This is a genomic window from Janthinobacterium sp. SUN100, assembly GCF_030397705.1.
GTDB classification, from domain to species: domain Bacteria; phylum Pseudomonadota; class Gammaproteobacteria; order Burkholderiales; family Burkholderiaceae_D; genus Janthinobacterium; species Janthinobacterium kumbetense.
Genome location: NZ_JAPUBU010000004.1, coordinates 449,412 through 461,473 on the forward strand (window position 1 = coordinate 449,412; position 12,062 = coordinate 461,473).

13 protein-coding genes are annotated in these 12,062 nt (G+C 65.8%); 2 read left to right on the plus strand and 11 right to left on the minus strand.

Annotated elements, in window-relative coordinates:
• Positions 1-7: 7 nt before the first annotated feature.
• Positions 8-415 (plus strand): hypothetical protein, encoded by a 408-nt coding sequence (locus tag O0881_RS22130; RefSeq protein ID WP_289913079.1) that lies wholly within the window; start codon positions 8-10, stop codon positions 413-415.
• A 61-nt stretch (positions 416-476) separates the two neighbouring features.
• Positions 477-2,057: a methyl-accepting chemotaxis protein gene (locus O0881_RS22135; protein ID WP_289913080.1), complete on the plus strand. Its 1,581-nt coding sequence runs from the start codon at positions 477-479 to the stop codon at positions 2,055-2,057.
• Here the strand turns inward: O0881_RS22135 and O0881_RS22140 are convergent.
• The 11 genes from O0881_RS22140 to O0881_RS22190 are packed head-to-tail and all read right to left on the minus strand — an operon-like array spanning position 2,054 to position 11,965.
• On the minus strand, positions 2,054-3,277 hold the full coding sequence (locus O0881_RS22140) for a Xaa-Pro peptidase family protein (RefSeq protein WP_289913081.1): 1,224 nt from the start codon (positions 3,275-3,277) through the stop codon (positions 2,054-2,056). The genes O0881_RS22135 and O0881_RS22140 overlap by 4 nt on opposite strands.
• A 45-nt stretch (positions 3,278-3,322) precedes the next feature.
• The gene (locus O0881_RS22145; protein WP_289913082.1) at positions 3,323-3,859 is read right to left on the minus strand and encodes a type II secretion system protein; all 537 of its coding nucleotides are present in this window, start codon (positions 3,857-3,859) and stop codon (positions 3,323-3,325) included.
• A complete protein-coding gene (locus O0881_RS22150; protein WP_226939492.1) occupies positions 3,846-4,229 on the minus strand; it encodes a type II secretion system protein in 384 nt (127 codons plus the stop codon). The genes O0881_RS22145 and O0881_RS22150 overlap by 14 nt, the downstream gene beginning before the upstream one ends.
• 5 nt (positions 4,230-4,234) lie before the next feature.
• The gene (locus O0881_RS22155; RefSeq protein ID WP_289913083.1) at positions 4,235-4,705 is read right to left on the minus strand and encodes a type II secretion system protein; all 471 of its coding nucleotides are present in this window, start codon (positions 4,703-4,705) and stop codon (positions 4,235-4,237) included.
• Positions 4,702-6,576 (minus strand): secretin and TonB N-terminal domain-containing protein, encoded by a 1,875-nt coding sequence (locus O0881_RS22160; protein WP_289913084.1) that lies wholly within the window; start codon positions 6,574-6,576, stop codon positions 4,702-4,704. The genes O0881_RS22155 and O0881_RS22160 overlap by 4 nt, the downstream gene beginning before the upstream one ends.
• 17 nt (positions 6,577-6,593) lie before the next feature.
• Positions 6,594-7,133 carry a hypothetical protein gene (locus O0881_RS22165; RefSeq protein ID WP_289913085.1) on the minus strand — a complete coding sequence of 180 codons (540 nt, stop codon included), beginning with the start codon at positions 7,131-7,133 and terminating at the stop codon, positions 6,594-6,596.
• On the minus strand, positions 7,130-7,756 hold the full coding sequence (gene pilO, locus O0881_RS22170; protein WP_289913086.1) for a type 4a pilus biogenesis protein PilO: 627 nt from the start codon (positions 7,754-7,756) through the stop codon (positions 7,130-7,132). The genes O0881_RS22165 and pilO overlap by 4 nt, the downstream gene beginning before the upstream one ends.
• Entirely contained in the window at positions 7,744-8,286 is a 543-nt protein-coding gene (locus tag O0881_RS22175) for a hypothetical protein (RefSeq protein ID WP_289913087.1), read from the minus strand. Before O0881_RS22175 ends, pilO begins: the two co-directional genes overlap by 13 nt.
• Positions 8,277-9,065: a hypothetical protein gene (locus O0881_RS22180; protein ID WP_289913088.1), complete on the minus strand. Its 789-nt coding sequence runs from the start codon at positions 9,063-9,065 to the stop codon at positions 8,277-8,279. The genes O0881_RS22175 and O0881_RS22180 overlap by 10 nt, the downstream gene beginning before the upstream one ends.
• Complete coding sequence (locus O0881_RS22185; RefSeq protein WP_289913089.1) at positions 9,052-10,749, minus strand: GspE/PulE family protein; 1,698 nt, start codon at positions 10,747-10,749, stop codon at positions 9,052-9,054. Before O0881_RS22185 ends, O0881_RS22180 begins: the two co-directional genes overlap by 14 nt.
• 22 nt (positions 10,750-10,771) lie before the next feature.
• Complete coding sequence (locus tag O0881_RS22190; protein WP_289913090.1) at positions 10,772-11,965, minus strand: type II secretion system F family protein; 1,194 nt, start codon at positions 11,963-11,965, stop codon at positions 10,772-10,774.
• Positions 11,966-12,062: the final 97 nt, after the last annotated feature.

Below are 12,062 nucleotides of genomic sequence, written 5' to 3' on the forward strand. Positions count from 1 at the left end.
GCGCCGCATGAAACCATTGATCTTGAATGTGGCTGCCTTGCTGGCGCTGTCGACCGCCGTTCCCTCCATGGCCGAAGTGGTCGTGGTGGTCAATCCGAAGAGCGCCGCCGGCGCCATGACGAACGAACAGGTGGCGCAATTCTTTCTCGGTAAATCGACGGCCATGACGCCGATCGACCAACCGGAAAGCGCCCCCGTGCGCGCCGAGTTTTACAAGAAGGTGACGGACAAGGAGCCATCGCAAGCGAAGGCCCTGTGGTCCAAGCTGGTCTTCACGGGCAAGGCGACCTTGCCGAAGGAAGTGGCCAATAGCGCGGACGTGAAGAAGGCTGTCGCCGCCGATCCGAAAGCCATCGGCTATATCGAAAAGAGTGCCGTCGACGGCACCGTCAAAGTGGTGCTGACCGCGCCATAAAGCCGGTTCGGGCCGCGCGCCATGCGGCGGCCCGATAATTCATCAAAATCAGGAGACAGCAATGAGCATCAAACGCAAGATATGGGCGCTGCCTGTCGTCTCGGCCGTGATTTTCGGGCTGGGGCTGGCCGTCAGCGCCTATCTGTCCACTGCCACGCTCAATTCCATCCACGCCACCGAAAGCGCCGACTATCCCGTGCTTGACATGGCCAAGTCGCTGACCCTGGACGTGGCCGCCGTCGGCGACGCCCTGCGCGATGCCGTCAGCGAAGGCGACAAGGAGCGAATCGGCCAAGTTGGTGGCCAGGCCGTCAAGCTGCGCGCCAAGCTGGAGGCCTTTGCGGCGATCCCCGGCCAGCGCGAACAGGGCCAGCGCCTGGCCAAGGAATTCGATGCCTACTATGCGCCGGCGCTGAGCGCTGCGCGCATCATGCTGGAAATGGAGGAGGGTGACCCGCAAGCGACCGTGGCGCGCATGCAGGGCGCTCTGACTGTGCTCAACACGGACCTGGAAAAAACCAACGAACAGGCGCAAATACAGTTCAAGCAGGGCATCGAACTCAGCGCGGCCAATGTGCGCAATGCGCTCAATATCAGTATCGCGGTGGCGCTGGCCGTCATCGTCTGCCTGGTGGCCGTGTCGCATTTCGTCGTGCGCGCCATCTGGCAGCAACTGGGCGGTGAACCCGAATACGCGCGTCAGATCGCGCGCGCCGTGGCCGATGGCGACCTCTCGATGAACATCGTGACCGAGGCGGGCGACCAGAGCAGCTTGCTGGCGGCGCTGAAGGACATGCGCGCCAAGCTCGGCGGCATGGTCTCGGACATCAATGCGTCGGCTGAAACCATCCAGGTGGCCAGTGCCGAGATCGCCCAGGGCAATGCGGATCTGGCCGCGCGCACGGAATCGCAGGCGGGCAGCCTGGATCAGACAGCGCGCAGCATGGACAGCCTGACCGCCACCGTGCGCGACAACGCCGCCAACGCGGGCCAGGCGCATGAACTGGTGGTGTCGGCATCGTCGATTGCCGTGAAGGGTGGGCAAGTGGTCAGCCAGGTGGTCACCACCATGGGCGAGATCAACGATTCATCCAGACGCATTGTCGACATCATCGGCGTCATTGACGGCATCGCCTTCCAGACGAATATCCTGGCCCTGAATGCGGCCGTGGAAGCGGCGCGCGCGGGCGAACAGGGACGGGGCTTTGCCGTGGTGGCGTCCGAGGTGCGCAACCTGGCGCAGCGCAGCGCGGCAGCGGCACGCGAAATCAAGCAATTGATCGGCGATTCGGTGGCCAAGGTCAACGAGGGTTCGAAGCTGGTCGACGAGGCGGGGCTGACCATGGGCCAGATCGTCGATTCCGTGAAAAAAGTGGCCGACATCATGGCCGAGATCAGCGCCGCCAGCCAGGCGCAAAGCGCCGGCATCGGCGATATCGGCGTGGCCATCGGCAGCATGGATCAAATGACGCAGCAAAATTCCGCGCTGGTGGAAGAAGCATCGGCGGCCGCCGAATCGCTGCAGGAACAGGCCGTGCAACTGGGTACGGCGCTGGCTGTGTTCAAGCTGGCGCAGGGAAGCGCGCCGGCGATCAGCACCGTGCCAGCGGCACGGCGGCTGGCGTTGACGAAGGCGGCTTAAATCTTCAGCCCGAACGGATCGTCGATGCTGTGCGCTGGTTCGGTGAACCAGCGCGGGCCGTTTTCCGTCATGTAAAAATGGTCTTCGTGGCGGATGCCGAATTCGCCGGGGATACAGATCATCGGCTCGTTCGAGAAGCACATGCCGACGTCCAGCGGCGTCGTGTCATTGCCCACCAGGTAAGGCCACTCGTGGATATCGAGGCCGATGCCGTGGCCCGTGCGGTGCGGCAGGCCGGGCAGCTTGTAGCCGGGGCCAAAGCCGTCCGACGCCAAAGAGACGCGCGCCGCGCGGTCCACGTCGCCGCAGGGTACGCCCAGCTGCGCGGCGGCGAATGCGGCTGCCTGCGCGGCCTTTTCGCTGTTCCACACGCTGCGCTGGCGTTCGCTGATGGCGCCAAAAACATAGGTGCGCGTGATGTCGGAGATGTAGTTCATCACCTGGCAGCCCGTGTCGATCAGCACCGTGTCGCCCGCTTTCAAAGTCTGCACATAGTTCACGCCATGCGGATAGGCGGTCGCTTCGCCGAACAGCACGATGCAGAAATACGAGCGGGGCGCGCCCACCTTGCGGTGCGCGCGCTGGATGAATTCTTCCACTTCCACCGTCGTGATGCCTTCATACAGCATGCTGGCCGTGGCTACGTGCACGGCCAGGGTCATGTCCATCACGCGCTGCATCAAGGCGATTTCGGCCGGCGACTTGCGGCTGCGGCAGTATGCCGTCACGGCGCGCGCATTTTCCAGCGCGTAGCCGGGGGCCAGCGGTTTGATGCCGTCGTAGATGAAGAAGGCGGCGCTTTCGCAGATGCCCACGCGCGGCGGCGCGGCCGCATCCTGGGCTATGTCCATGCGCGCCAGCGCGTCGACGAACAGCTGGTACGGGCTTTCATGCTCTTCCCAGCAATTGACCTTGCCCTCGATGGCCATGAAACCCGTCAGGGTGCTTTCTTCGAAGGCGGGGGCGATGTACTCGAGCTCTCCGCTGGCCGGCAGGATGGCGCCCACCATGCGTTCGCTGGCATACCACTTGGTGCCCGTGAAATAGGTGAGGTTGGCGCCCGCGTTCAGGTAGATCGCGGCGATGCCCTGTTTGCGCATGAAGGCCTGCGCCTTGGCGATGCGCTGCGCATGTTCGTCCTTGCCGATGGCGACCATGCCGGACGTCATGTCCGACAGCGATGCCAATGCTTGTTCGATGGAAGTGCCACCTATGCTCATGCCTGCTCCTTTGTTCGATGCTGAATATGGAATGCGGGCATGATATCAGTTCGCGCCTTTCGGCTTGAGCCCGGGCGCGCCGCCGGCGGCATCGGGCGGGGCCAGTACCAGGTCGTGCGGATAGGTGAAGTGCCAGTCCGCGTAGCGTTGCTTGCGGCGCAGGCTGGCGTCTTCGTCGAGAAAATTGTCCTGCTTGATGGGCAGTTGCGGCGACAGCGAATGGATGCCGACGATGCGGCCCTCCTGTCGCAGCACGCCCCATTCCGTCTTGCCCGTGACGGGGTCCGCATACAGGCGGCGCAAATGCCGCCGGGCGTTGGCGAAGCGCGGGTCGCGCAGCAGTTCCTGCAAGGTCAATGGATAGCGGGGCCGTCCGTCGCCCGGCGTGCTGTCGTAGTAGCGGCCCAGCGCATTGCGAAATTCATGGCCGATGAACAGCAGCTCGCGCTCCTTGTCGCGCCGCGCGGCCGTGGCATGCAATTCGCTGGCCAGCACCAGGCCCACGCCCATGAAAGCCACCAGCATCAGGGTCCAGATATACGCGAAGCCCCGTGCGCGGTGCTGGAAACTAGAGCTGCTCAAAGGGGATGCCCTCGCGCGTCTTGCCCTTGGCGCCGCTGCGCACGTCGGCCACGCCGCTAATTTCGCCATTGGGCGAAGGGATCAGCTGCCAGGTGGCGGACGACTCCGTGACGGGGTCCAGCGGCACGCTGCGGAAGTAATGGTGGGTCACCAGGTCGGCCAGCGCGGCCGGATACTCGCCCTTGTCGGCATAGTATTTATCGAGGCCGCTCCTGAGCACCTGCAGGTTTTCCTTCAGGGCGACTTCCTTCGACTTTTCCACGGAACCGAAATAGCGGGGAATGGCGATCGTCAGCAGCAGCGAGATGATGGCCAACACCACCAGCAGTTCGACCAGGGTAAAGCCGCGCCGCGGGCCAGTTGTCTGCATGGCGATCACCATTCCTTGAGCGGCACGCCGTTCAGGCCCACCTTGGTCGAGCGCGAGGCGATGTCGAACACGTCTTCGCCCTCGCTGGGATTGTCGGGCGGCGAAGCGTAGGCGCGCTTGCTCCAGCTGTCGGCCGCGCTGCCTTCTTCCCTGGGTTGGAACGGGTCGCGCGGCAGGCGGCGTAAAAAATAGATGTTCTGCTTCGAGGGACTGCGTTGGTCGGGCACGCCCTCGACCAGTTCCTCGAGTTTTTTCGGATAGCCGGAAGCGCCCAGCGAAAGCTTGATGCGGCCATTGTCCGAAGCGCGCTTGTAGGTATCGATCGCTTCGCGTATCTCGATCAGGGCGCTGCGCAACTCCTGTTCCTTCGCCCGTTGCAAGGCCACCTGCGCCATCGGCACGGCCACCGTGGCCAGGGTCGCCATGATCGCCAGGGTGATCATCAGCTCGATGAAGGTAAAGCCCCGCTGTTTCACTGGCCACCTTTCACAGTGGCCTTGTCGCCTGCCGCTGGCGCCTCGTCGCCGCCCGTCATGGGCGAGCCGCTGCGTGGGGCGGCCTGCTCAGGGGCGGCGATAGCCTCGGGCGCGCCGCCCACGCTGGCACGGCCGCCCACGGATGCCTCGGTGCCGGAGTTGAATTCGGCCGTCATCAGGTCCGGGCGGCGGATGCTGCGCAGCAGGCGCGGCGTGATCGACAGCACGATCTCGCTGCGCATGGCGTCGTCCTTCTGGCTGCCGAACAGGCGGTTCAGCACGGGCAGTTCGCCCACGCCCGGCACCTTGTTGGCCGTGCCCCGGTCCTCGTCGCTGATCAGGCCTGCCAGCACCTGCGTTTCGCCGTCTTTCAGGCGCAGGACCGTCGAGGCGCTGCGCGTGCCGATCTGGTAAGCCTGCGTGCCCGTCTTGCTGATGACTTCCTTGACGACATTCGACACTTCCAGGTTGATCTTGATGGCCACTTCGTCGTCCAGGTAGACGTTCGGTTCGACGTCGAGCTTCAGGCCCACATCGATGTAGTTGACGCTGTCGGAACTGACGCCGTTATTCGTCGTGACGGTAATGACGGGCACGCGGTCGCCGATGAGGATCTTGGCCTTTTCCTTGTTGCGCACGCGGATGCGCGGATTGGCCAGGATATTGCTGTCGCTGTCCGTCTTGTTGGCGTTCAGGGTGACGCCGCCGATGCCCAGGTTGATGTTGTCGCCATTGATGCGGTGCAGGTCGGCCACCTTCAGGCCGCCCAATCCCGTGCCGACGCCGGCCAGCGTGAGGCTGGCCTGGTCCGGCCAGCGCACGCCCAGCTCCATCAGGCGCGTGCGCTTCACTTCCAGCACTTCGACCTCCAGCATCACTTCCGGGTCGGCCAGGTCCTGCACGTTGATGATGCGCTCGGCCATGCGTACCATTTCCGGCGTATCGCGCAGCATGATGATGCCCAGGCGCTCGTCGGTGACCACGTCCTTGGCCTTGAGCAGGGTCTTGATGGAAAACGCCACTGTCTTGACATCGGCATTGGCGAGAAAGAAGGTGCGCACCACCAGCTGCTGGTAATCCTTCACCTTTTGCGGCGTGTTCGGGTAGATCGTGATCGACTTGTCGCTGGTGACGCTCTGTTCGAGCTGGTTCGCGCCCAGCAGCATGGCGATCGCCTCTTCGATGCTGGTGTCACGCACGGAAATGGTGGCGCGCAGGGCCGGGTCGACTTCCTTGTCGAAGACGAAGTTCAGGCCCGACACCTTGCTGAGAAGATCGAACACGGAGCGCAGCGGCGCGTCGCGAAATTCGAGGGTTACGGGTTTGCGGTAGGCGGCCGCCAGCTTGCCGCCGGCCGGCCGCGCCTTCGCCTGCTCGTCGCCGATGCGGCTTTTCAGGGCCAGCGCCTCGCGCTGTGCGGGGCGTTCCTGCAGCACCTGGCGCAAGGCTTCCTGCGCCTGCGCGATATTCGCTTCGCCACCGCGCTGGTAACTTGCCTGCGCTTCCTGCACCAGCTTGCGGTGCCGTTCCTCCTGCGCCACGCCGGCCAGGCCCCGCTGCGCCACGTCGTTGCTGGCATCCAGCGCCAGTGCCTGCTGGTACAGCGCTTGCGCCTCGGGCAGCTTGCCTTGCTGGCGCAGCGCTTCGGCGCGGCCATTCAGGCTGTTCAGCGCGCGCATCCTGCCATTGGTGACGGCGATGCGGTACTTGGCGTTGGTCGGCTCGGCTTGCGCCGCCTGTTCTAGCAGGGCCAGGCCCTGTTCCGTGCGGCCCGCGCCCAGCATGGCCTGGCCATCGTTGTAGGCCTGGTTGCCGGCGCAGGCAGCCAGCAGGGACAGCATCGGGAGCAGGGCGATGACAGTGCGTGACATAGGTGCGGCGCGTCGTTTCAATTGAGGTCCCCTACGGCGAGTGTCTGTTTCTGGTTGAGCGGCAGATAGGTAAATTGCAGTGCGCCTTGCACCATGCCGTCGAAGCGGTAACGCTCTTCGAGCGTGTCGCCGGGACGCGCCACCACGTTGCGGTCGCCCGCTTGTAGGAAGTAGGCAGCCTTGCCTTCGTCGACGAAGCGGCCAAGGAATTGAAAGGGCAGTGGCGGCGGTGCGTTCGCATCGGCGCGGGCAGCAGGCAGCGCAGCCTGGGCGGCCTGCTGGTCGAGCATGATCTTTTTCGGCGTCTCCGGCTGCCAGCTTTGCTTGGAAAACAGGGTGGCCGCTTCGTCATCGTCGAGCGCGCGCCGCGGATGGATCGCCAGCGGACGGCCAGACGCCGGCACGGCAGCATCGGGAAGCAAGGGTGCTGGCGTCACTCGCTCCACCTGGCGCGTGGTGGCCGTGGCCGGTCCCACGATGCTGCCTTCATCCTCGGGCGCGAAGAGGGCGGCCAGCAAGGTGGCCACGGCGGCGCCTCCCAGTACGGCTTTTTTCATCGGTGCACCTCCGCCTTCTTCACAAGAAGGATGAACTGGATGCGGGCGTCGATCTCGCCCGCTTCGATCTGCTCGCGCTTGAAGAGCACGGAGTCAAGCGTCAGGGTGGGCAGCTCCTGCAAGGCGTCGACGATGAACGTTTGCAGCTGCGTGTATTCGGCTTTCACGGGCAGGGTGATCTGGTAGCGCAGGAAGGCCGTGTTGCCATCCTCCTGCGGCTTGTAGTCCGCCTTGGCCAGGGTGACCCCGCTCTTCTGCGCCACCTCCAGCAAGGTTTTCAGCTGCTCGGGAATGCTGTCGTGCGCGGGCAGGTAGGCGTGAAAGGCGGCCAGGCTGTCGGCGTCGGCGTCGGCATCGAGCGCGATGGCGACCGGCGGCTGCGCCGACTGTCTGGCCGCGGCGGCCAGTTGCGCCGCCAGTTGCTGCTGGCGCGCGGCCAGCGCCTCGCCTTGCTGCATGGCGAAAGCGGCCAGCGCCAGGCAGGCCGCGCCGATGGCGCTGGGCCAGCCCAGGGTACGCCACAGTCGTTGCGCTTCCCACCGCAGGCGCGGCGGCAGGCGCAGTTGCAGGCGTGGACGGGCCACGGGCGTGCTGGCTTTCAGCACGGGTTTTATTGCCGCCATTGCGCCTCCAGCTGAAAACGGTACGGGTGTTCGGGCGCGTTCGCATTCATCTCGTGCTTGAGCAGATACACGGAGCCGAACATGGGCTGCTGGTTCAGGAAGGCCAGGTAATTGAGCATGTCCTGCGGCGTTTCCGCTTCGGCGGCGATTTTCAGGACGCTGGCGCCATCCTGTCCCTGCTGCGCGTTCAGGTCCAGCCCCAACAGGGCCACGCGCACGTCGCGCGGCGCCTGCACCGTTTTGACCAGGCGCGTGACGGGCAGGTTGAGCTGGCGCACGGCGGCGGCCACCTGTTTCAGTTCGCTGTCGCGTTCGCGCTGCTGGGTCGCCGAGAGGGGGGCGCGCACGGGATGCGCGGGCTGCAGCTGGGCCAGTTGCGCTTCCAGGCGCCGCGTTTCCTGCGCCTGCACCAGCCAGTACACGGCGGCCGGCAGCAGCATTAAGCCGCCCGCCAGGCACAGGGCCAGGCGCCAGCCGCTGAATGTCTGCACTGCACCGGGCGCCAGCAATTCCAGGCGGCTCAGGCCCATGCAGCCTCCCGCATCAGGTGCGCGGCGCCGGCCACGGGGAGGGGCTGAAAGCGCGCCGGCAGCGCATCCTGCGGCACGCCGCTCAAGTCGAGCAGCGCTACGTGTTCGATGGCGTCGAGCTGCGGCGCACGCAAGTTCCAGCGCCGCCACGCCCGATCCAGTTCGTCGCCCCAGGCGGCGCCGCAAGATTGGCTATGCAGGGCCGTGATGCGCCCGCCGCTGCTGGTGGCCAGCAGTAGCCGTCCCGCTTCCACGAGGGCGAAGGCGGCAGGCTTATTGCCGGCGATGCTGCGCCAGGCCGGCCCCACGATGGGTTCGATGGACAGGCAGCGCCGGCCATGCGCGGCGGCGGCATCCTGCACCCCTTGCAGCAGGGCCGCATCGACGCCGCAGGCCAGGCGCGGCTTGCCGTACGATGCATCGTCGGCAGCCAGGCGCCAGGCCCGTGCGCCATCGCCATAGACGGCGGCGAACTGGCTGTGCAGGAAGCGCTGTGCGCTGGCCGCGTCGAGCAGGGCGCCGCTCCACGGCACCATCAGCATGGCGCACCAGCGGCTGGCCAGGCTGACGGCCAGCGGCAGTTTTTTTTCATTGTGCTGTTCGAGCCAGCCGCGCAAGCTTGCCAGCGCCACTTCCCAGTTGGCGTCGGGGTTCAGGATGGGCACGTGAAAAGCGCTGTCCGTTACGGGACGGCCGGCGCGGCGCAGCACGCCGTCCAATCCGTGCGGCGCCAGGTGCAGGCACAGGGTGGCGCGGGTAAGGCGTTCAATAAGTGACACGATTGAGCTCCGCTAAAGTGGTTTCGCCGCGCCGCACCAGGTCCAGGCCCGCTTCGCGCGCCAGGCGAAAGCCGTTGCGCGCCGCTTCTTCCTTCATCTGGCTCAGGGGCGCGCGCGTGCAGATCATTTCGCGCATCGTATCGCTGAGCATCAGGACCTCGGCGACGGCCTTGCGGCCCTTGTAGCCGGTACCGCGGCAATGGCCGCAGCCCTTGCCGGCCATGAATTGCCAGTCCTGCACCTGGTGCAGGGCCAGGCCGCTGTCGCGCAGCTGCTGCGCATCGGCCAGCACCTCGGCGCTGGCGTCGACGGCGCAATGGGCGCAATTGAGGCGCAGCAGGCGCTGCGCCACGATGCCGTTCAGGGCCGCCGCAAAGCTGTAGGCATCGACGCCCATGTGCAGGAAGCGGCCCACCACATCAAAGACGTTATTCGCGTGCACGGTGGTAAATACCAGGTGACCCGTGAGCGCCGCCTGCACGGCGATCTGCGCCGTCTCGTCGTCGCGGATTTCGCCGATCATGATCTTGTCGGGATCGTGGCGCAGGATGGAGCGCAGGCCGCGCGCGAACGTCAGCCCCTTCTTTTCGTTGACGGGAATCTGCAGCACGCGCGGCAGGCGGTATTCGACGGGGTCTTCGATGGTGACGATCTTGTCGCGTCCCGTATTGATTTCCGTGATGGCCGCGTACAAGGTGGTGGTCTTGCCGGAGCCCGTGGGGCCCGTCACCAGCAGCATGCCGTGCGGCTTGGCGGCCAGGCGCCGTATCTGTTCGATGGCATCTTCGTTCAGGCCCAGGCTTTCCAGGCGCAGCGCCTGCGCCGCTTCCGTCAGTGCGCGCCGGTCCAGCAGGCGCAGCACGGCGTCCTCGCCAAAGATATTGGGCATGATGGAGACGCGGAAATCGATCTCCGCCCCTTTTACGCGCACCTTGAAGCGGCCGTCCTGCGGGATGCGGCGCTCGGCGATGTCGAGGTCGGCCATGACCTTGATGCGCGAGATGATCTGTTCCGCCATCGCCAGTCCCTGCACCTGGCCCGCCTGCACCAGCACGCCGTCGACGCGGTATTTGATGACCAGGCTGGCCACGTCGCATTCGAGGTGGATGTCGCTGGCCTGGAACTTCAGGGCGTCGTAGATGGTGGAGTTCACCAGTTTCACCACCGGGCTGCTGTCTTCGCTGATGCGGATCAGGGAGATATCCTCGATGCTCTGGTCGAGGCCAGGCACGTCGTCTCCATGTTGCATTTCCTGCATCGCCTGCTGCACGCTTTCCTGCTGCTGCAGGTAGGCGGCCAGGTCGTCCGGATGGGCCAGCGCCACCGTGAAGGGCGTGGACAGGGCGAAGTCGGCCCACTGCAGCAAGTCTTCGGCAAACGGGTTACCGATGACGAGTACGGGCGGCGCGCCGGGGGCGTCTGGCTGCAGCAGCACGCAGTCGCGCTGGGCGCAATCCGTGTAGGGCAGCAGGGCAAAGGCGGGCAGGGCGGCTTGCAGCTCTGCCATCGTCCAGGCCGGATAGCGGAAGAGGGCGGCCAGCTGGCGCAAAAAGACTTCGGGCGGCAGGGCTGTCGTTTCCTGCAGCACGGCCATCTGCGGGCGGCCCTGTTCCAGTGCGCTGGCGTGGGCGCGGCGCAGCATGGCCGCATCGAGCACGGCCCGTTCTTCGTCGCGTGCGTTCATGGCATGACCTTCACGATAACGTTCACGATAAGCTCCCGGCCAGTTCAAAGATCGGCATGTACATCAGCACCACCACGCCGCCGATGACGATGCCGATGACGGTCATCAAGAGCGGCTCGAGCAGGCGCGAGGCCCAGTCCACCCAGCGGGCGAATTCCTCGTCGTGGAACTTGGCCGAGCGTTCCAGCATGTCGCCCAGGCGGCCCGTGTTTTCTCCCACTTTCAGCAGCGATTGCGCCACGGGCGTGGCCATGGCGGCGTGTTCCAGCGCGGTGGAAAACGGCATGCCCTCCTGCACCGCGCGGCGCGCCTGCGCCAACTGCTCCTGCTGCGCCGGCAGCAGCATGGGGGCCACCATGGCCAGCGCCTTGTGCAGCGGGATGCCGGCGTGCAGCAGCAGGCTCAGAGCGCGATAGAAGCGGGCCAGGCGGAACTCCGCCGCCTTCCCGGCCAGCACGGGCAGGCGTAAGAGGCGCAAGACGAGGGCTTGGCGCGTACCGGCATTGGCGATGCCGAAGACCACGGCGCCAACGGCGGCGGCGAGCGCGCAGGCACACAGCAGCGGATGCGCGGCCAGGGTCTGGCCAAAACCCAGCAGCATTTGCGACATCCACGGGATTTCGCGGCCCGAGCTTTCGTAGACGACGCTGAACTTCGGCACCACGTAGCCGAGCAGGAACAGGGTCACCAGACCGCCGACGACGAGCAGCATGCACGGGTAGATGGCGGCGGAAATGAGTTTTTTACGGATGGCGTCGAACTGCAGCTGGTAGCCGACGAAGCGCGCCAGCGCCTCGGACAGGTTGCCCGAGCGTTCGGCTGCATGCACGGTGGCGATGTAAATGTCGGGGAAGATGTCGGGGAAACCGGCCAGGGTGTCGGAAAAGCTTTGCCCTTGCTGCAGGGTGAGTACGATGGCGGCCAGGGTGGCCTTGGCGCCCGCGCGCGTTTCCTTGTTGTGCAGGGTGGCCATGGCCTCGCCCAGGTTCAGGCCCGCTTCGAGCAGGGCCAGCAGCTCCTGGCTGAATTGCAGCAGGGGCAAGCCCTGCTTGCCAGGGCGCGGCGCGACGCCAGCCTCTTGCGCCGTGCCATCGTCGACGGCCAGCACGCGCCAGCCGCCGCGCACGGCCGCGCGGATCGCCTCGGCCTCGCTGGCGGCGTCGATGGCCAGCGCCTGGCTGCCCGCCGGGCCCTGCACCTGGAGGTGGAACTGCATGGCCGCGTCAGGCGAGCATGGTGGCAGGCGTAAAAATGGACAGGCTGGAATGGGGGAAAGCGCGTGCGGACAAGGTCGAAGTAGGCATCGGTCAGGA